Genomic DNA, 20,009 nt, shown 5'->3' on the forward strand with positions numbered 1-20,009 from the left:
ACGCAAGGGAGGGGTGGGTTCAGAGGACGTGCCGCAGGGCGCGGTCACGGATCATGAGGGCGGCCTTCTTGTCGGGCAGGTCGACTTCCGCCGCGTAGCGGAAGCCGCCGCCGAGGAAGGCCGAGACGGAGGGGGTGTTGCGGAGGTCGGGTTCGGCGAGGACGCGGGTGCACCGGGGACGGTGGTCGAGGATCAGGTCGGCGACCGCCCGCAGGAGCGTGGTGCCGATGCCCCGGCCCCGGTCGGTGACGCCGCCGATGAGCAGGTGGACGCCCGTGTCGTGGGGGTGTGCCGGGTAGTGCCGGGCGAGCGGGTCGAGGTCGGCGCGGTAGATCTCGAAGTAGCTCATGGGCGTGCCGTCGAGCAGGCCGAGGCAGGGGACGCTCCGGCCGTCGCCCTCCAGTTGGGCGCGGAGGTGCTCGGCGGTCACGGTCTCGGGTCCGGCGAGCTCCCAGAAGGCGGAGACGGCGGGGTCGTTCATCCACCGGACGAGGAGCGGCAGGTCCCGTTCGAGCCGGACGGGGACGAGCCGGAAGGAGCCGGCCGGGGTGGCGGCGGGGCTCCAGGAGGCGACGGAGTCGAGCAGGTCGCCGTCGAGGAGTTCGCGGTGCGGGAGGCCGCCGCGGAAGAGGACGCCGGAGGGGGTGCCGGAAACGGAGGGGGCTCCGGGGGTGGTGGGGGCGGAGGCGGAAGGGGCGCCGGGGACGGTGTCGGCCGGGGGCTGGGGTGGTGCTCCCCGGGTGAGGAGGGCGACGAGGTCGTCGACCCTCAGGTCGAGGGTGTCGTCCCCCGGCGGGTCGACCGGGGGGCGGGTGGGTGACACGGTGTCGCTCTCCTCTCGGCGGTGCGGTCGGGGCGTGGGGTCGTCGGCGGGTCAGGCGCGGAGGGGGTTGGTGACGGTGACGTAGACGGACTGGGTGTCGACCGGGCCGACGAGTTCGTCCAGGCCGTGCAGCCGGGTGAGGAGGTTGGCCTTGCTGCGCAGGGTCGCGGCTTCCAGGAGCCGGTGCGGGAGGGGCGAGCCCAGGCCGGTGGCGGAGGTGAGGAAGCTGCGGAGGGCGGCGAGCAGGACGCGTTCGTCGGCGAGGTGCTGGGCGCCGAAGGCGCCGATCAGGCCGAGGACGTTGTTGATGCCGAGGTAGTAGGCGAAGCGCTCGTCGGTGACCTGGTCGGAGACGAAGGTGTCGCTGTGGGCGCCGATGCCGGGGAGGCGGCTCTCCAGCTCGCTGCGGTGGGACTCGCGGAAGTAGTAGCCCTGGTTGTCGCGGTAGCGGCCGCCGACCGGCCAGCCGTCCGGGTCCAGGAGCACCAGGGTGTTCTGCTGGTGGGCCTCCAGGGCGATGCCGGCGTGTCCGTCGAGCCAGAGGACAGGGCGGACGACCTGGTCGAGGTAGCGGAGGAACCACTCGGTGGCGACGGCGGCGCCGGGGCGGCCGGTGCGGGCGGCGAGCCGGCCGATGACGTCGGCGAGCCGGGAGCGCATGGCGGTGGCTCCGGGCCAGGGGCGGGGGGCGGTGAGGGCGGCGATGCAGACGGCGTCGTCGCCGGGGCCGAAGGGGTTGTGGCGGATCATGACGTCGAGGCCGGGGACGGGGGCGCCGTCCGGGGTGTCGACGGCCAGCCAGGCGGGGTCGCGGACGATGTCGAAGCCCGGGTGGGCGGCCTGCCACTCGTCGACGAGGCCGGTCCGGAGCAGCCGGTGGACCTCGACGCCCCGGTGGAGTTCCTTGCGGAGGTTCTCGCGGCGGGAGTTGGTGATGCGCAGGCCGAGGGAGAGCTTGAGCATGGCCGGGGCGCCGGGGCGGTGCACGGTGCGGATGGAGGAGGTGGGGTGCCAGGGGGCACCGTGGGGTCCGAGGTCGTGGAGGAGGCCGCCGTCGAGGAGGGCGCGGACGTCGGGGCGGTGGCGGAGTTCGCGGGCCTGCCAGGGGTGGAGGGGCAGGGGCACGGTGCCGGTGGGGAGCGCGAGCCCTTCCGCGAGGCCGAGGGCGAGCTGTTCGGCGGTGACGGGGCGGCCCTGTTCGGTCCAGGCGGAGTCGGAGGCCAGGAGGGAGCGGTCGACGGCGAACCAGTGGAGGGGGAAGGCGCCGTGCAGCTCGGGTGAGTAGAGGCGGCTCTCGGCCTCGGTGAGGCCTTCGCGGCTCTTGGGGGTGGGGTGGAGCGGGTGGCCGAGCAGGAGGGACTGCTCGGCGGCGAGGAACAGGTCGGCGTCCGGGTGCGGCTGGGGCCGGCGGCGGCGCTCGGTGATGAAGTCGGCGGTGCGGCGGGCGGAGTCGGCGACCCGGCCGACGAGTTCGGTGCCCTCGGGGCGGCCGGTCTCCCGGCTGAGAAGGGCGGCGACGGTGACCGCGTCGGCGGGCGGCGCCGAGGAGGGGAGTCCTTCGAGGACGGGGGCGCCGAAGCGGTGCCAGCCGGTGGGCGACCAGTAGTGGACGGGGACGAGGAGGGCGGTGCCGCTGGCGTCGAGGGGGACGCGCAGGGTGGTGGAGGCGGGGGCGGGGAGGTTCTTCTCCCGGACCCAGCAGCGCAGGAGGTTCTCGACCGCGGCCGTGTCGGCGGCGCGCGCCGCGTCAGGGTCGTCCAGGGGGTCGGCGGCCCGGGAGACCCGGGGGCCGTGCGGTCCGGCGTGCTGGTGCGGGACGGTGGGGTCCTCGAAGCGGGGGCCCCCGGAGCGGGGGTTCCCGGAGCCGGGTGCCCCGGGGGCGGAGGTCCCGGCCGTGAGGGGGTCGGTGGCGAGGAGGGGTGCGGTGGCGGGCGCCGGGGAGGTGGGCGTGGCGTTCACGGGCTTCCTTGGGGGGTGGGGCCGGGGGCGGTCCGGGGTCGGTGGGACGGCCCGGGGGCGGGCCTGGGGGCGGGGGCCCGGCGGGAGGGGGGCGGGTGGGGGGCGCGGGCCCGTTCGGCGGCGGCGAGGGCGTCGGCGAAGCGGTCCAGGACGGCGGTGGCCTGCTCGTCGGTGAGGGTGAGCGGCGGCAGGAGCCGGACCACCGCGGAGTGGCGGCCGCCGAGTTCGACGATGAGTCCGCGGGCCAGACACTCCTGCTGGACGGCGAGGGCCAGGGCGGGGGCGGCGGGCGGGACGGTGTCGTCCGGTCCGGCCGCGTCGGGGTCGACGAGTTCGACGCCGATCATCAGGCCCCGGCCGCGGACGTCGCCGACGCACGGGTGGGCCGCGGCGAGGCCCCGGAGCTGTCCGAGGATGCGGGCGCCGAGAGTGCCAGCCCGTTCGGCCAGCCTGTTCTCGCGGACGTACGCGAGGGTGGCCGTGCCGGCGGCCATGGCGAGCTGGTTGCCGCGGAAGGTGCCGGCGTGGGCGCCGGGTTCCCAGGCGTCGAGCGCGGAGCGGTAGACGACGACGGCGAGGGGGAGGGAGCCGCCGATGGCCTTGGAGAGGACCATCACGTCGGGTACGACGCCGCTGTGTTCGACGGCCCAGAAGGCGCCGGTGCGGCCGACCCCGGTCTGGACCTCGTCGACGACGAGGGGGATGGAGCGGTCGGCGGTGATGCGGCGCATCCGGCGCATCCAGTCGTCGGGGGCGGGGATGACGCCGCCTTCGCCCTGGACGGCCTCGACGATCATTCCGGCGGGGGTGGCGACGCCGCTCTTGGGGTCGTCGAGGAGGCTCTCGGTCCAGCGGGCGGAGAGTTCCGCGCCGTGTTCGCCGCCGACGCCGAAGGGGCAGCGGTAGGGGTGGGGGTAGGGCAGCCGGGTGACGCGGACGTCGCGGGCCCCGCCGGAGGCGGCGAGGGCTCCGGAGGTCATGCCGTGGTAGGCGCCGGTGAAGGCGAGGAGGCCGTCGCGGCCGGTGGCGGTGCGGACGAGGGTGAGGGCGGCCTCGACGGCGTCGGTGCCGGCCGGTCCGCAGAACTGGACGCGGGCGTCGTCGGCGAGGTCGCCGGGGAGGGTGGCGAACAGTTCGGTGGTGAAGGCGTCCTTGAGGGGGGTGGCGAGGTCGAGGACGTGGAGCGGGGCGCCCGAGTCGAGGACCTTCTTGACGGCTTCGAGGACCACGGGGTGGTTGTGGCCGAGCGCGAGCGTCCCGGCGCCGGAGAGGCAGTCGAGGTAGCGGCGGCCGTCGGCGCCCTCGATGGTCAGGCCCCGGGCCCGCACGGGCACGATCGGCAGGGAGCGGGCGTAGGTGCGGGCGGCGGACTCGCGCAGGGACTGGCGGCGCAGGATCCCCTCGTACCCGGTCCCCCGTACCGTCCGCCCCGACGGGGAGGCCTGTCCGCCTTCGGCCTTTCCTGGCGTTTCACGGCTTTCGCCCGCCCGGTTCGGCGCGTCCGCCGGGGCCGGCGGGGCGTGCGGCTCCGCCGGGACGGCCGGAGCTGATTCGGTCACGGCCACGGCTCGGTGTCCTCCCGCTGTAACAGTTGCGTTGCACATCGGGACGTCGTGGAGCTGCCGCAAGGGCCCTCCCCGGCGCCTCCGTTGTGTCCCCCGTACGTACCAACGACGGGAACTCCCCGGGATCACGGGCCGGAGGCAAGTTCTTGGCGTGTCCCGGATCACGGCACGGCAACGGCCGAACGGTGCCCGGAACCACCGGCGGGGCGCGTACCGTCCCCTCCGTCACCGGCATAGTGGGGGCCGTCGGCCGCGATCCGCCGGGATCCGGCCACTGCTCACCGACGAGCAAGCCGTACAAGTTGACGTAGTCCCAGGGGGATCACGAGATGCGATCGATTCGTCCGCTGCTGACGGCGGCTTCCGCCGTCGCGGCGCTGACGCTCACCGTTACGTCCTGCGGGCCGAGCGAGGAGAACGCGGGAGACAAGCCCAGCGCGCCCGCGAGCCTGAGCCCGGCCGAGAAGATCAAGATTCCGGAGGACCTGAAGGACCGCCTGAAGGAACACGGGATCGACCTCGACAAGTGGCGCGACGGCGAGTGGAAGAACTGGGACCGCGACAAGTGGCTGCGTGAGGCCAAGGACTTCGTCAACCCGATCATCGAGGACCTCTGGGACCCGGACCGGATGCGGGAGGCCGAGCGCCCCGACAAGCCGGTCGAGGAGGAGGACATCTCGGGCGACGAGGGCGTCACCGACCCGACTCCGGCCCCGGTGCGGGCGAAGGCCGTGGACGCGAAGTACCACGACAACGCCCCCGAGTCCGGCAAGGTCTTCTTCGACGGCCCCGAGGGCTCCATGGTCTGCTCGGCCACGGTCGTGAAGGACCCGGCGCACCCGGGCAAGTCCAACATGGTCTGGACGGCCGGGCACTGCGTGCACAAGGGCAAGAAGGGCGGCTGGTACCGCAACATCGCCTTCGTGCCCTCGTACAACGACGCGGCGCTGGCGACCTCCGACCTGGAGAAGGCATCGCGCGAGCGGATCGCCCCGTACGGCGTGTGGTGGGCGGAGTGGGTCAAGACCTCCGACCAGTGGATCGCCGAGGGCGCGAACACCGGCGGCGCGGGCGCGCCCTACGACTTCGCGGTCATCAAGGTGACCCCGGAGAAGGGCTCCTCGGCCAAGTCCCTGGAGGAGACGGTCGGTTCGGCGCTTCCGGTGGAGTTCAACGCGCCCGCCGTGCCGAAGATCGCGAGCATGACGGCGACCGGCTACCCGGCGGCGGCGCCGTTCGACGGCCAGAAGATGTTCCAGTGCCAGGACAAGCCGGGCCGGCTGTCCCTGAAGGCGAACCAGCCGACGATGTACCGCATCGGCTGCACCATGACCGGCGGTTCGTCCGGCGGCGGCTGGGTGGCCGAGGGCACCGACGGCAAGCCGGCGCTGGTGTCGAACACCTCGATCGGCCCGGCCTCGGCCGGCTGGCTCGCGGGTCCGCGCCTCGGCCCGGAGGCCAAGGGCATCTTCGACGAGGTCAGCAAGAAGTACGCCGGGCAGTAGGACGGCGCGGAGGCGGGACCCCCGGGTCCCGCCTCCACCCATGTCGCACCCGCCCCGCGGGCCGCGCCGGATCGCGGCCGGCCCCGGGCCCGGGGTCACACCTCAGGGGGAAATCACCACATGCGCTCCGTACGACTCATACCCGCGGCCCTCGGCCTGGTGACGGCGCTCGCGCTGACCGCCACGGCCTGCGGCCCCACCGAGACCCCGGCGGCCGACAAGCCGGCCGGCGGGGCGAGCAGTTCCGCACCCGCGGCCGATGCCGGGAACGGCGACGCCGGCCTCGGCAAGGACCTCGCCGACAAGCTCAGGAAGCACGGCGTCGACCCGGACAAGTGGAGGGACGGCGAGTGGAAGAACTGGGACAGGGACACCTGGCTCCGTGAGGCCGAGGACTTCGTCAACCCGGTGATCGAGGGGCTCTGGGACCCGGCGCGGATGCAGTCCGCGAAGAGCCCGGACCAGACGATCACGGCGCAGGCCGGCACCGGCGGCACCGACCCGACCCCCCGGCCCGTGCGGGCGCAGCGCGAGAAGACCCCGTACCACCGCAACGCGGCCCCGGTCGGCAAGATCTTCTTCGACGCGCCGCAGGGCCACATGGTCTGCTCCGGCACCATCGTGAAGGACCCCCGCCGCCCCGGGAAGTCGAACCTGGTCTGGACGGCCGGGCACTGCGTCCACGCGGGCAAGAAGGGCGGCTGGTACCGCAACATCACCTTCGTGCCCGCCTACAACGACCTGGGCAAGTCCCCCGCCGCGCTCAGCAACGCGAAGCCGCACGAGGTGTACCCGTACGGCCAGTACTGGGCCGACTGGGCCGTGACCTCGAACGACTGGATCACGTCCGGCGGCACCAACCAGGCCTGGCCGTACGACTACGCCGTGCTGCACGTGAAGCCGCAGCGGGGCGGCAAGTCCCTGGAGGAGACCGTCGGCGCCGCCCTGCCGGTGGACTTCTCCGCCCCGGCGCCCGCGCAGGCGGGGACGATCGGTGCCTGGGGCTACCCGCAGGCCGCCCCGTACAACGGTGTGATCATGCACAAGTGCCTGGACCGGGCGACGCGGCTCACCACGGCACCCGCGACCCCGGTGATGTACCGGATCGGCTGCACGATGACCGCCGGTTCGTCCGGCGGCGGCTGGTTTCGGGTGCTGCCGAGCGGGAGGACGGCGCTCGTGTCGAACACCTCGATCGGCCCGGCCGGCAGCAACGGCTGGCTCGCCGGACCGCAGCTGGGCAGCAGTGCCAAGGCGGCCCACGAGATGGTCAGCAAGAAGTTCGCCGGCTGACCCGTCCCACGGATCCCGTTCTCCGGAACGGCCGAAGGCGCCGGCCTCCTCCCCGCGGGGAGGAGGCCGGCGCCTTCGGCACGTACGGCGGGGTCAGTGCGCGGCGGGCATGAACGGCGCCAGGAGCGCCGCCAGTTCCTCGTGCACCCTGGCCTTGAGCAGGGTGCCCTCGGGGGTGTGCTCCTCGGACTCCAGCTCGCCCTCGGCGTGCACCCGCGAGACCAGACCGCCCTGTGTGTACGGCACGAGGGCCTCGATCTCGACCTTCGGGCGCGGCAGCTCGGCGTCGATGAGCGCCAGCAGCTCCTCGATGCCCTGGCCCGAGCGGGCCGAGACGGCGATGGAGTGCTTCTCCACGCGCAGCAGCCGCTGGAGGACCAGGGGGTCCGCCGCGTCCGCCTTGTTGATGACGACGATCTCCGGCACGTTCACCGCGCCGACGTCCCGGAAGACCTCGCGGACGGCGGCCAGCTGCTCCTCCGGGGCGGGGTGCGAGCCGTCCACCACGTGCAGGATGAGGTCGGAGTCGCCGACCTCCTCCATGGTGGAGCGGAACGCCTCGACCAGGTGGTGCGGCAGGTGCCGGACGAAGCCGACGGTGTCGGCCAGGGTGTAGACCCGGCCGGTGGGCGTCTCGGCCCGGCGGACGGTCGGGTCGAGCGTGGCGAACAGCGCGTTCTCCACGAGGACGCCCGCGCCCGTGAGCCGGTTGAGCAGGGAGGACTTGCCGGCGTTGGTGTAGCCCGCGATGGCGACCGACGGCACGTTGTTGCGGCGCCGCTCCTGCCGCTTGACGTCGCGGCCGGTCTTCATCTCGGCGATCTCCCGGCGCATCTTCGCCATCTTCTCGCGGATGCGGCGCCGGTCGGTCTCGATCTTGGTCTCACCGGGACCGCGGGTCGCCATGCCGCCACCGCCGCCGCCGCCCATCTGACGGGAGAGGGACTGGCCCCAGCCGCGCAGTCGCGGCAGCATGTACTGCATCTGCGCGAGCGCGACCTGCGCCTTGCCCTCTCGGGACTTGGCGTGCTGGGCGAAGATGTCGAGGATGAGGGCGGTCCGGTCGACCACCTTGACCTTGACGACGTCTTCGAGGGCGATGAGCTGGCCGGGGCTGAGCTCGCCGTCGCAGACGACGGTGTCGGCACCGGTCTCGACCACGATGTCCCGCAGCTCGCGCGCCTTGCCCGAGCCGATGAAGGTGGCCGGGTCCGGCTTGTCGCGGCGCTGGATCACGCCGTCGAGCACGAGGGCGCCCGCCGTCTCGGCGAGGGCCGCGAGCTCCGCGAGGGAGTTCTCCGCGTCCTGCACCGTCCCCGAGGTCCATACGCCGACCAGCACGACGCGCTCCAGGCGCAGCTGGCGGTACTCGACCTCGGTGACGTCCTCGAGCTCGGTGGAGAGGCCGGCGACGCGGCGCAGGGCCGCGCGCTCGGAGCGGTCGAACTGGTCGCCGTCCCGCTCTCCGTCGATCTCGTGGCTCCAGGCGACGTCCTCTTCCATCAGGGCATCGGCCCGAAGGCTCTCGGTACGGCTCGTCTCCGCGAAGCTCTGGTCGTCCTGGGAAGGGGATGAAGAGGAGGTCATTGGATCCTTACGTCTGAGGAGAGAAAGAAGTGTGTGCCGGTGACAACGCGCGCGGGCGCCGGAAGATTCCCGGACCCGGCCGCGCCGCCGACCGGACGATGGTGACACGCCCCGCCGGGGCCCGTCATCCGGGTTTCGGCGCGCCTCCCGCCGGGTTGCTGCGCCAGTCCGGGTGCCCGGGCATGGGCGGGGTCTTCTCCCCGTACAGCCAGTCCCGGAGGAAGCCGGTGAGGTCGCGTCCGGCGGTGCGGCCGGCCAGGGCGACGAAGTCGGCGGTGGTGGCGTTCCCGTCGCGGTACCGGGTGATCCAGGCCCGTTCCAGGCGCCGGAAGGCGTCGGTGCCGATCTCCTGGCGGAGCGCGTAGAGGACGAGGGAGCTGCCGTCGTAGACGACGGGCCGGAAGAGGCTGATCTTGTGGTCCGGCGAGGGGGGCTCGGGGGCGGCCGGGGGCCCGCCGGCCGCCCGCCACCCGTCGGAGGCGGCGTAGGCGGCCTTCATGCGCCGCTCCAGGGACCGGCCGGCGGTCTCCTCGGCGTACAGGGCCTCGTACCAGCTGGCGTGTCCCTCGTTGAGCCACAGGTCGGACCAGCTGCGGGGCGAGACGCTGTTGCCGAACCACTGGTGGGCCAGCTCGTGGACCATGATCGAGTCGACGTACCACTCGGGGAGGGTCGTGTCCGCGAAGAGGCGGCGCTCGAAGAGCGAGAGGGTCTGGGTCTCCAGCTCGAAGCCCGTGGTGGCGTCGGCGACGAGCACCCCGTAGGTCTCGAAGGGGTACGGGCCGACCTGCCGCTCCATCCACTCCACGTGCCCCGGCGTCCTGCGGAGCCAGGGTTCCAGGAGCTCCCGGTCGGCGGCGGGCACCACGTCCCGCAGGGGCAGCCCGTGGGGGCCCGCGCGGTGGACGACGGCGGAGCGGCCGATGGAGATCTGGGCGAGCTCGGTGGCCATGGGGTGGCGGGTGCGGTAGGTCCAGGTGGTGGTGGAGCCGTGGCGGACGCGGCCGGCGGGCAGTCCGTTGGCGACGGCGGTGAGCCCGTCGGGGACGGTGATCCGGAAGGTGAAGTACGCCTTGTCCGCCGGGTGGTCGTTGGACGGGAAGACCCGGTGGGCGGCGTCGGCCTGGTTGGCCATGGCGAGGCCGTCGCCGGTGCGGACCCAGCCGCCGGTGTCGGCGGGGCCGGAGGGGTCGCTGGTGTGGGTGACGGTGATCCGGACCGGTTCGCCCGCGTCGACGGGGACCGCGGGGGTGACGACCAGGTCCTCGCCCCGGGTGGTGTGGGCGGCGGGGCGGCCGTCGACGGTGACGGCGGAGACCTCGCCGTGGGTGAAGTCGAGGTTGATCCGCTCCAGGTCGTCGGTGGCGAGCGCGTCGATCCTGGTGACGGCGGAGAGCGGCTTGTCGTTCGCGCCGGGGTAGGCGACGTCGAGGGTGTAGGCGAGGACGTCGTAGCCCGGGTTGCCGAGGTGCGGGAAGAGCGGGTCGCCGATGCCGAGCGGCGTGGGGGCGGGCAGGGAGGCGGCGACGAGCCCGGCCGAGGAGGCGACCAGGGCGGCGGAGCGGAGCCACCGGGCGCGGGGCGGGAGGGCGTGGTCGAACGGCACGGGGGGACGGGCGAACGGCATGGGCCAGGGCCTTTCCGGAGGACTGGACCTACGGCTACCAGGGCTTTCGCCGTGCGCCCCGGCGGCTCGCCCGCCCGCCACCCGAAGGGGGTCGCGCCCGGGGGTCACGTGCCGGTCTTCCGTACGCCGGTCACGTCCGGCGGGGGCGGGGGGACGCGCGGTGGCGGGCGCGGCTCACGTCGTACACCCCGGGCACGTCCCGCATGGCCCGCATGAGGGCGGGCAGCTCCGCCGCGTCGGGGAGGTGGAGGGTGTACGTGTGGCGGACCCGCTGCTCGCTGGGCGGCTCGACGGTCGCGGAGACGACGGCGGCTCCGGCGGCGGCGATGGCCTCGGTGAGGTCGGCGAGGAGGCCGGGCCGGCCGAAGGACTCGGCGACGAGGGTGACCCTGCCCTGGGCGGTGTCGCCCCAGCGGACGGCGACGGGGGCGCGGCCGACCCGGCGCATGGCGTCGGCGGAGGCGCAGCCGGAGCGGTGGACGGTGACCGATCCGCCGCGCACCCGGAAGCCGGTGATCTCGTCGGGGGGTACGGGGGTGCAGCACCCGGCGGGCCGGACGGCGGCGGGCGGCTCGCCGTCCAGGTCGGCGTGGAGTTCGGCGCCGGAGCGGCGGGCGGTGGCCGGGCGGGGGTCGGGCCGTGTCCCGGGCTGGGCGTCGGGCCGGGACGGGAGCCGGGGTTCGGCGGTCTCGGGGTGGGCCCGCAGCCACTCGGTGATGGCGATCCGGGCGGCGGGGGTGCGGGCGTGGTCCAGCCACTCCGGGGACGGGCCGGAGACGGGGTCCTGGGCGAGCAGGAGCTGGACGGTGTCGCCGTCGCCCAGGACGGTGCTCAGGGGTGCGAGGCGCCCGTTGACGCGGGCGCCGAGACAGGAGTGGGCGGCCTCTCCGTACTGGGCGTAGGCGGCGTCGACGCAGCTGGCGCCGGCGGGCAGGCTGATCGTGCCGGGGGCGCTCCCGTCGGCGCGGAAGACGGTGATCTCGTCGTCCTCGGCGAGGTCGGCGCGCAGGGAGGTCCAGAAGGTGTCCGGGTCGGGTGCGGACTGCTGCCAGTCGAGGAGGCGGGAGAGCCAGCCGGGCCGGGTGGGGTCGACGCGCTCGCCGTCCTCGGGCGCCGTGCCGTCCGCCTGCTCGGGCGGCTCCTGGCCCACGTGGGGGTTGCCGAGGGCGACGACCCCGGCCTCCGCGACCTTGTGCATCCGGTGGGTGCGGATGAGGACCTCGGCCACGGCCCCGTCGGGGGCGGCGACGGCGGTGTGCAGGGACTGGTACAGGTTGAACTTGGGCGCCGCGATGAAGTCCTTGAACTCGGAGATCACCGGGGTGAAGCAGGTGTGCAGCTCCCCGAGGACCCCGTAGCAGTCGGCGTCCTCGGCGACGAGCACGAGGAGTCGGCCGAAGTCGCAGCCGCGCAGCTCGCCGCGCTTGAGGCGGACGCGGTGGACGGAGACGAAGTGCCGGGGCCTGACGAGGACTTCGGCGGCGATGCCCGCCTCGCGCAGGACGGCGTCGACCTGCTCCGCGACGGCGCCGAGCGCGTCGGGGGCGTGCGGGTTGCCGGCGATGAGCGCGCGCGTGGTCTCGTACTCCTCGGGGTGGAGGATGGCGAAGACCAGGTCCTCCAGCTCGGTCTTGAGGGCCTGGACGCCGAGGCGTTCCGCGAGCGGGATGAGGACGTCCCGGGTGACCTTGGCGATCCGGGCCTGTTTCTCGGGGCGCATCACGCCGAGGGTCCGCATGTTGTGGAGGCGGTCGGCGAGCTTGATCGACATGACCCGGACGTCGTTGCCGGTGGCGACGAGCATCTTGCGGAAGGTCTCGGGTTCGGCGGCGGCGCCGTAGTCGATCTTCTCGACCTTGGTGACGCCGTCGACGAGGTAGGCGACCTCATCGCCGAACTCCCGGCGGACCTGATCGAGCGTCACCTCGGTGTCCTCGACGGTGTCGTGGAGGAGGGAGGCGGTCAGGGTGGTGGTCTCGGCGCCCAGCTCGGCCAGGATCAGGGTGACCGCGAGCGGATGGGTGATGTACGGCTCGCCGCTCTTGCGGAACTGGCCGCGGTGCGAGGACTCGGCCAGGACGTACGCCCGGCGCAGCACCGTCAGGTCGGCCTCGGGATGGTGGGCGCGGTGCGCCTCGGCCACGTGGCCGATGGCGTCGGGCAGCCGGTCGCGGGGGGCCGGTCCGGCGGTGGCGCCGAGCAGGGCGGCGCGGCCGAGCCGGCGCAGGTCGATGCGGGCGCGTCCGCGTCTGCGGACGGTCGTGTCGGCGGCGGCGTCCTCCGCCGCGCTCACAGGGTTGGTGGCCTCTGCGCTCATGGGGCACCTCCGGCGACAGACCGGCGGTGGGCGGGCCAGGCGTGCCCGGGGGCCGGTGCTTGATGCTACCGACCCCACCACGCGGCGCAGTCACGCTCTCGCTCAGCGTGAATCGGATCACCCATTCGAGCGATAATTCAGTCGTTGACAGTTTCGATTCCGGGGGCTGCGGCGTTCGCGGGACCCTCGGCGAGCCAGGCGGGGTCGAGGGTGCCCTCGGCGACGATGACGGCCGGGCCGGTCATGTCGATCCGCCCGTCGGGGTGCTCGGTGATGACCAGGGTCCCGCCGAGGACGTCGACGGTGTACGTGACGGGGGTGCCGGTGTCGGCGGGGTCGGCGCCGTCCCGGCGGGCGGCGGCGACGGCGACGGCGCACGCGCCCGTGCCGCAGGAGCGGGTCTCGGCGGCGCCGCGCTCGTGGACGCGCATGGCGACGTGGCGGGGGCCCCGGTCGACGACGAACTCGATGTTCACCCCGTCCGGGTAGACCGAGGCGGGCGCGTAGGCGGGCTCGGTGAACAGGGTCCCGGCGTGGTCGAGGTCCTCGACGAAGGCGACCGCGTGGGGGTTGCCCATGTTGACGTTGCGGGAGGGCCAGCTGCGGCCGTCGACGGTGATCGTGGCGGCGGTCCCGGGGAGGACCGCGCGGCCCATGGCGACGGTGACGGAGCCGTCCTTGTCGAGGTGGACGCGCTTGACCCCGCCCCGGGTGGCGACGGCGACCTCGCCGGCGGTGACGTGCCCGGCGTGCTCCAGGTAGCGGGCGAAGACCCGGACCCCGTTGCCGCACATCTCGGCGACCGAGCCGTCGGCGTTGCGGTAGTCCATGAACCACTCGGCCTCGTCGGCCAGGTGCCGGGCCTCGGGGTGGGCGGCGCTGCGCACGACGTGCAGCAGTCCGTCGCCCCCGATGCCGGCCCGCCGGTCGCAGAGCCGGGCGACGACGGCCGGGGGCAGGTCGAGGGCGTTCTCCGCGTCGGGGACGATCACGAAGTCGTTCTCGGTGCCGTGGCCCTTGAGGAAACGGAGCGGGGAGGTCTGCGTGCTGGTCACGAGATCAACTGTACGGGGCGGGCGGCGGGGGGCGACGCGGCGGGACGGGGCCGGGGCACGCGGGCGCGTGCGGGGCCGGCCGGCGGGGAGACGGGCTCGTACGGGAGCGGGCACCCGTGCACGCGGGCGCGTGCGTTTGGGCCGGTCCCGGTGCCGGGGCGGCGGCCGTGCACGCGGGCGCGTACGGGGCGGTGCCGTGCCGGGAGCTCGGGGAGGGCGGGACCGGTGCCGTGCCGGGGGGTCGGCTCCCGGTCCCGGCTGGGGTCGCTCGGCCCGGGCGGGGGTCAGCCGGCCCGGGCGAGGGTCAGCGGAGGCGGGCCACGCGCCAGACCGCGAGGGTCACCAGGGCCCCGATGGTCGCCACGTACAGGGCGAGGACGCGCCAGTCCGGGCGCTCGCCGGAGCCGCGCGCCGGGAGCCCGGGCCAGGTGTGGCCGACCTTGCGGGCGGCCATCACGCCCCAGCCCGCCGCGCAGGAGCTGATGAGCAGGCCGAGCATGGCGACGACGGCGCCGCCGTCCCCGGAGCCGAAGGCGAGCGGGAAGGCGAACATCAGCGAGCCGACGGCGGCCAGGCCCACGATCGGGGCCAGCTGCCAGATCCGCAGCCGCCGCTGGGGGCGCAGCTCGACCTCGACCTCGTCGGCGTCCACCTCGACGGCGGTGCCGACCGCGTCGTCGGGTCCGTCCGGGGTCAGTCCCGGGAGCCCGGCCGGCGCGTCGTCCACCGGGCGTCCGGGGGTGTCACCCGACGGGTCCGCCGTCGGGTCGCCCAGGACCGCTTCGTGCTGTTCTCTGTCGCGAGGGCCGGCCTCCATCGCCACGCGCCCTCCCCACTCGGACTCCACTTGGTCGATCGATGCTCGATGATGGCACGCTCCCGACCGCCGAAATGACGGGCAGTGCGTCCCGATGCCATCACGTGATCAGGCTGTAACCGCTCGTTCGACCAACGACAGCGCCTCTCGCGGGAGTTCCCTCCGGTGGTCGGCGGCTCCGCTGAGCCAGTGCACGCGCGGGTCGCGGCGGAACCAGGAGTCCTGGCGGCGGGCGAAGCGCTTGGTGGCCCGTACGGTCTCGGCGCGCGCCTCGTCCTCGGTGCACTCCCCCGCGAGCGCCGCGAGGACCTGCTGGTAGCCGAGGGCGCGGGCGGCGGTGCGGCCCTCGCGCAGTCCCCGGGCCTCCAGGGCGCGCACCTCGTCGACGAGGCCGGCCTCCCACATCCGGTCCACGCGCGTGGTGATGCGTTCGTCCAGCTCGGGGCGGGCCACGTCAACGCCGATCTGGACGGTGTCGTAGACGGAGTCGGGTCCGGGGAGGTTGGCGGTGAAGGGCTTGCCGGTGATCTCGATCACTTCGAGGGCCCGGACGATGCGGCGGCCGTTGCTGGGCAGGATCGCGCGGGCGGCCTCGGGGTCGGCGTCGGCGAGCCGGGCGTGCAGGACGCCGGAGCCGCGCTCGCCGAGCTCGGCCTCCAGGCGGGCCCGGACGGCGGGGTCGGTGCCGGGGAACTCCAGGGCGTCGACGGCCCCCCGTACGTAGAGGCCGGAGCCGCCGACGAGGACCGGGGTGCGGCCGGCGGCGAGCAGCCGGTCGATCTCGGCGCGGGCGAGGCGCTGGTACTCGGCGACGCTGGCGGCCTCGGTGACGTCCCAGATGTCGAGGAGGTGGTGCGGGACGCCGCCGCGCTCCTCGGGGGTCAGTTTGGCGGTCCCGATGTCCATCCCCCGGTAGAGCTGCATCGAGTCGGCGTTGACGACCTCGCCGCCGAGCTGCTGGGCCAGGAAGACACCCAGATCGGACTTTCCGGCCGCCGTGGGGCCGACGACGGCGATGACCCGCGGGGCGGGAGCTGCGCTTCTCACCGCACCAGTCTCGCAAACCTCGGGGCCCGTCCCCGAACGAGCTACGTGACGGGGCCCGGCCGGCTTCGTTGCCCCGTACGCGGCGCCCGGCCGTCGGTCGTCGCGGGGCCCCTCCCTCCGAGTAGGCTGAGGAGTGGATATGGGTGTTTTGGCAAGGTTTTGCCATAGGTTCTCGCCCGAGGCGGCGCAAGAAGGCGGACGCGGTCGCGCGTTCTTCGGAGAAGAACGGGAACGCGGTCCGCACGGAGGGCGCCGAGGCGGCCGAAGGCGCGTAGGCAGGCCCCCGGGTGCTGGGGGCAGGACACGAGGACGGACCCGTGGGGTCCGCGGAGGGAAGGTGCCCCATGGGTCTCCTGGATTCGCTGAAGGCCAAGCTCGCCCCGGCCAAGGACAAGGTCGCCGATCTCGCGCAGCAGCACGGCGGGAAGATCGACCAGGGCCTGGACAAGGCGGCGAAGGTGGTCGACGAGAAGACCAAGGGCAAGTACAGCGACAAGATCCATTCCGGTACGGGCAAGGCGAAGGAGGCCATCGACCGGATGGGCCACAAGGACGGCGGCGCTCCGGGTGCCGACGGCGCGCCGGGCACCGGGACGCCGGGGACCGGCGGCACGCCCGGGACCGGTGGGGCCCCGGGGACCGGTGGTGGCGGTGTGACTCCGCCGCCGGCCGCCTGACGGTCCCCCTCCGGAAGGACGGCGGCGGGCGGCCGCGGAGCACGTACGCTCCGCGGCCGCCCGCCGCCGTCGTCGTGTCCGGGGCGCTCTCCGGGTCTGCTCAGGACCAGGCGGCGACGACGTACTCCACCCCGTAGGGGTCGTCCTCGTGGAGCAGCCGGCCGTCGAGCCCGGCGCCCTCGGCGGCGCCCGCGAGGACCTGCCAGGGGGCGCGGCCGGACGCCTTCAGCTCGTGCGCGAGCCCCGCGTCGAGGGTGAGCAGCGCGGGCGCGTCGGCCCCGGCGAGGGCGCGGACGGCCTCCGCGTCGAATCCGGCGGCCCGCTCGTCGAGGTAGCCGGGGGCCTTCACGGTCCGGCAGGCGCTGCCGTCGCCCATCACGAGGAGGGCGACGCGCCCGGCGGAGGCGGCGAGCTCGCGGCCGGTCGCGGCGCAGTCCCCGGCGGGGGCCTCCTCGCCCACGGCGAGACCATCGACGGGCGCGCCGGTCCAGCGGGCCCGGTCGAGGAGCCAGGCCCCGACGGCGAGGGGGACGGGAAGGGGGCGGTCGCCGGCCGGTCCGTCGCCGAGGCGTACGGAGAGGTCGACGCCGAATCCGGCGAAGGAGCCCGTGGCACCGGCCGGGAAGACGCCGCCGGCGCCCCCGGTCGCGGGCCCGACGACGTACAGCCGGTCCGGCCGGGCGGCGGCGAGCAGCCCGACGGCGTCCGCGCAGGCGGCCCGCACGGCGTCCAGCTCGGGGGCGGCGCCGGTCGCGACCTCGGGCACGAGGAGCGGCGGACAGGGACAGACGGCTGCGGCGACAAGCATGATCCGCACCTTACTGCGCCGGGCCGGGACCGTCCGGGGACGGCTCCTGGTGCACCCGGACCCGGCGGACCCGGAACGGCGAACTCCCGGGCTTGCGGGTCTCGGGCCTGCGGGCCGAAACGGCTCCAGGAACGGCGGCCCCGGCACGGCGAACCCCCGGGCCTGCGGGTGCCTCGGGCCTGTGGGGGCCTCGGGCCTGCCGGCCGGAACGGCCCGGGGACCGGCGGCCCCGGAACGGCGAACCTCCGGGGGTTTGTGGGCGAAACGGCCCCAGGCCCGGCAGACCGGCAGACCGGCAGACCCGGAACGGCACATCCCTCGGACAGGCACGACCGTCAGGCTCGACAGGCCTCCGGCTGAGACAGCCCCCGGGACCGGCGCGGCCCCGGGACCCGGCGGTCCCGAGCCTCCGAGTCCCGGGACCGCCGAGCCTCCGAGGCCCGGCGATCAGCGGGCCCGGAACGACACATCCCTCGGACGGGCACGACCGCCGGGCCCGACGGGCGCCTCCGGCCGACACGGCCCCGGGACCGGCACAGACCCCGAGGCGGGCGCGGCCCGGGACCCGGCGGACCCCAGTCGCCGGCCCTGGGATCACCGGGCCTCAGGTCAGTGGCTCGCCCCGCACGCCGGGACCTCGGCCGGCGGGAGGGGGGCCGGGGCGCCGATCTTGGGCAGGCCGAGGAGGACGCCCTTCGGCTTCTCGGCGGTGCGCTTCTCCCAGGCGTCGCCCGCGCGCGTGCGGCGCACCGACGCGACCGGGCCCTCGGCGAGCAGGTGGTGCGGGGCGGCGTAGGTGATCTCGACGGTCACCACGTCGCCGGGGCGCACGTCCTGGTCCGGCTTGGTGAAGTGGACGAGCCGGTTGTCGGGGGCGCGGCCCGAGAGGCGGTCGGTGGCGCCGTCCTTGCGGCCCTCGCCCTCGGCGACCATGACCTCCAGGACGCGGCCGACCTGCTTCTTGTTCTCCTCCCAGGAGATCTCCTCCTGGAGCGCGACGAGCCGCATGTAGCGGTCCTGCACGACCTCCTTGGGGATCTGGCCCTCCATCTCGGCCGCCGGGGTCCCGGGGCGCTTGGAGTACTGGAAGGTGAAGGCGTTCGCGAAGCGGGCCTCGCGGACGGTGTGCATCGTCTGCTGGAAGTCCTCCTCGGTCTCGCCGGGGAAGCCCACGATGATGTCGGTGGAGATGGCCGCGTGCGGGATGGCCGCGCGGACCTTCTCGATGATGCCGAGGAAGCGCTCCTGGCGGTACGAGCGGCGCATCGCGCGCAGGATCGTGTCCGAGCCGGACTGGAGCGGCATGTGCAGCTGCGGCATGACGTTCGGGGTCTCGGCCATCGCCGCGATCACGTCGTCGGTGAAGTCGCGCGGGTGCGGGGAGGTGAAGCGGACCCGCTCCAGGCCCTCGATCTGCCCGCAGGCGCGCAGCAGCTTGGAGAACGCCTCGCGGTCACCGAGGTCGGAGCCGTACGCGTTGACGTTCTGGCCGAGCAGCGTGATCTCGGAGACGCCCTCGGCGACCAGCGCCTCGATCTCCGCGAGGATGTCGCCGGGCCGGCGGTCCTCCTCCTTGCCGCGCAGGGCCGGGACGATGCAGAAGGTGCAGGTGTTGTTGCAGCCGACGGAGATCGAGACCCAGGCGGCGTACGCGGACTCGCGGCGGGTCGGCAGCGTGGAGGGGAAGGCCTCCAGGGACTCGGCGATCTCGATCTGCGCCTCCTCCTGGACGCGGGCGCGCTCCAGGAGGACCGGCAGCTTGCCGATGTTGTGGGTGCCGAAGACCACGTCGACCCAGGGGGCCTTCTTGACGATGGTGTCGCGGTCCTTCTGGGCGAGACAGCCGCCGACGGCGATCTGCATCCCGGGGCGGGTGGTCTTCATCGGGGCGAGCCGGCCGAGGTTGCCGTACAGCTTGTTGTCGGCGTTCTCGCGGACCGCGCACGTGTTGAAGACGACGACGTCGGCGTCGCCGTCGGCGCCCTTGGGGGCCCGTACGTAGCCCGCCTCCTCCAGCAGACCGGAGAGCCGCTCGGAGTCGTGGACGTTCATCTGGCACCCGTAGGTGCGGATCTCATAGGTCTTGGTGCCGTCAACGCTCACTGCGGTGCTCCGGTCGCTGCTGCTCGTCATGCGTCAAGGGTAGGCGGTCCGGGGCGGCCCCCTTCCCGGCGGCCGGGCCCCGTACGCGCCCCGCGCCGGGCCGTCAGGCGGTCAGGCGGCGGACCAGGGCGACGAGGGACGCGCGCTGGGCCTCGGGGCCGGCCCCGGCGAGGGCGGGCACGAGCATCCGGGTGAGCTGCGGCAGCATGAACCAGGAGGCGGTCAGGGCGATGACCGCGTGCACCAGCTGCCCGGCCGCGACCTCGTCGGTGAGGGCGCCGTCCCGCTGGGCGCGGACGACGGCGGCGATCTTCTCGTCGTAGTGGCCCGCGCGCTCGTCCTCGGCCGCCACGCGGTCCCCGCCCTGGAGGCCCTCCCAGGCCAGCAGGCGCACGAAGTGCGGATGGGCGCGGTGGTAGTCGAAGACCCGGCCCGCGTAGGCGCCCAGGTCGGCGGCGTGCTCGGCGGTCAGCGGCACGGCGGCGGCGATCTTGCCCAGCTCGGACTCCAGGACCGCGGCGAACAGCTTCTCCTTGCTGCCGAAGTACTGGTAGATCCGCTCCTTGTTGACGCCCGCCCGGGTCGCCACCCGGGCCACCCGGGCGCCCTCGGGGCCGAATGCGGCGAACTCCTCCACGGCGGCGTCCAGCAGGAGGCGTTTGGTGCGTGCTGTGTCCCAGGCCATGCCCCACCCTAACCGTTCCCAACCGGATGGTTGGACTTCGGTCCGGGCGCGTGCCAGACTCCAACCGGGCGGTTGGATTCATCCGGCCCGCCCTCCGCACGCCCTCCGCACGCCTGCCCTCCGCACGGCTCCGTTCCGCAC

15 protein-coding genes are annotated in these 20,009 nt (G+C 74.4%); 3 read left to right on the plus strand and 12 right to left on the minus strand.

The window, feature by feature from the left end:
- Positions 1-19: 19 nt before the first annotated feature.
- From ACIQD7_RS05535 to ACIQD7_RS05545, 3 genes are read right to left on the minus strand one after another with little or no spacing between them, the layout of a single operon-like run.
- Complete coding sequence (locus ACIQD7_RS05535) at positions 20-823, minus strand: GNAT family N-acetyltransferase (protein WP_402439561.1); 804 nt, start codon at positions 821-823, stop codon at positions 20-22.
- Positions 824-874: 51 nt separating this feature from the next.
- Positions 875-2,782, minus strand: coding sequence for an IucA/IucC family protein (locus tag ACIQD7_RS05540; protein WP_402439563.1), 1,908 nt, complete (start codon positions 2,780-2,782; stop codon positions 875-877).
- Entirely contained in the window at positions 2,779-4,179 is a 1,401-nt protein-coding gene (locus tag ACIQD7_RS05545; RefSeq protein ID WP_402439726.1) for a diaminobutyrate--2-oxoglutarate transaminase family protein, read from the minus strand. The genes ACIQD7_RS05540 and ACIQD7_RS05545 overlap by 4 nt, the downstream gene beginning before the upstream one ends.
- A gap of 497 nt (positions 4,180-4,676) precedes the next feature.
- Here ACIQD7_RS05545 and ACIQD7_RS05550 point away from each other — a divergent pair, with 497 nt between their 5' ends.
- Both ACIQD7_RS05550 and ACIQD7_RS05555 read left to right on the plus strand, forming a co-directional pair.
- The gene (locus tag ACIQD7_RS05550) at positions 4,677-5,852 is read left to right on the plus strand and encodes a trypsin-like serine peptidase (protein ID WP_402439565.1); all 1,176 of its coding nucleotides are present in this window, start codon (positions 4,677-4,679) and stop codon (positions 5,850-5,852) included.
- A 120-nt stretch (positions 5,853-5,972) separates the two neighbouring features.
- Positions 5,973-7,145 carry a trypsin-like serine peptidase gene (locus tag ACIQD7_RS05555; RefSeq protein ID WP_402439567.1) on the plus strand — a complete coding sequence of 391 codons (1,173 nt, stop codon included), beginning with the start codon at positions 5,973-5,975 and terminating at the stop codon, positions 7,143-7,145.
- 93 nt (positions 7,146-7,238) lie between these two features.
- On the opposite strand, the gene hflX is transcribed toward ACIQD7_RS05555, so the two are convergent.
- From hflX to miaA, 6 genes are all read right to left on the minus strand, one after another.
- A complete protein-coding gene (gene hflX, locus ACIQD7_RS05560) occupies positions 7,239-8,732 on the minus strand; it encodes a GTPase HflX (RefSeq protein ID WP_402439569.1) in 1,494 nt (497 codons plus the stop codon).
- Between the two features lie 124 nt (positions 8,733-8,856).
- Positions 8,857-10,359: a M1 family metallopeptidase gene (locus ACIQD7_RS05565; RefSeq protein ID WP_402439571.1), complete on the minus strand. Its 1,503-nt coding sequence runs from the start codon at positions 10,357-10,359 to the stop codon at positions 8,857-8,859.
- Between the two features lie 130 nt (positions 10,360-10,489).
- Positions 10,490-12,676 (minus strand): RelA/SpoT family protein, encoded by a 2,187-nt coding sequence (locus ACIQD7_RS05570; RefSeq protein WP_402439573.1) that lies wholly within the window; start codon positions 12,674-12,676, stop codon positions 10,490-10,492.
- A gap of 137 nt (positions 12,677-12,813) precedes the next feature.
- Entirely contained in the window at positions 12,814-13,731 is a 918-nt protein-coding gene (dapF, locus tag ACIQD7_RS05575; protein ID WP_402439575.1) for a diaminopimelate epimerase, read from the minus strand.
- A gap of 304 nt (positions 13,732-14,035) precedes the next feature.
- The gene (locus tag ACIQD7_RS05580) at positions 14,036-14,548 is read right to left on the minus strand and encodes a hypothetical protein (RefSeq protein WP_402439728.1); all 513 of its coding nucleotides are present in this window, start codon (positions 14,546-14,548) and stop codon (positions 14,036-14,038) included.
- A 108-nt stretch (positions 14,549-14,656) separates the two neighbouring features.
- Positions 14,657-15,595, minus strand: coding sequence for a tRNA (adenosine(37)-N6)-dimethylallyltransferase MiaA (gene miaA / locus ACIQD7_RS05585; RefSeq protein ID WP_402439577.1), 939 nt, complete (start codon positions 15,593-15,595; stop codon positions 14,657-14,659).
- Positions 15,596-15,939: 344 nt separating this feature from the next.
- On the opposite strand from miaA, the gene ACIQD7_RS05590 reads away from it, so the two are divergent.
- A complete protein-coding gene (locus tag ACIQD7_RS05590) occupies positions 15,940-16,272 on the plus strand; it encodes an antitoxin (protein ID WP_402439579.1) in 333 nt (110 codons plus the stop codon).
- A 100-nt stretch (positions 16,273-16,372) separates the two neighbouring features.
- Here the strand turns inward: ACIQD7_RS05590 and ACIQD7_RS05595 are convergent, their stop codons facing one another.
- The 3 genes from ACIQD7_RS05595 to ACIQD7_RS05605 form a co-directional block, all read right to left on the minus strand.
- On the minus strand, positions 16,373-17,080 hold the full coding sequence (locus tag ACIQD7_RS05595) for a class III extradiol dioxygenase subunit B-like domain-containing protein (RefSeq protein ID WP_402439581.1): 708 nt from the start codon (positions 17,078-17,080) through the stop codon (positions 16,373-16,375).
- Between the two features lie 609 nt (positions 17,081-17,689).
- The gene (gene miaB / locus ACIQD7_RS05600) at positions 17,690-19,213 is read right to left on the minus strand and encodes a tRNA (N6-isopentenyl adenosine(37)-C2)-methylthiotransferase MiaB (protein WP_402439583.1); all 1,524 of its coding nucleotides are present in this window, start codon (positions 19,211-19,213) and stop codon (positions 17,690-17,692) included.
- 73 nt (positions 19,214-19,286) lie between these two features.
- Complete coding sequence (locus tag ACIQD7_RS05605; RefSeq protein ID WP_402439585.1) at positions 19,287-19,868, minus strand: TetR family transcriptional regulator; 582 nt, start codon at positions 19,866-19,868, stop codon at positions 19,287-19,289.
- Positions 19,869-20,009 lie beyond the last annotated feature (141 nt).

Origin of the sequence: Streptomyces sp. NPDC093071 (assembly GCF_044754545.1) — a bacterium.
GTDB lineage: Bacteria > Actinomycetota > Actinomycetes > Streptomycetales > Streptomycetaceae > Streptomyces.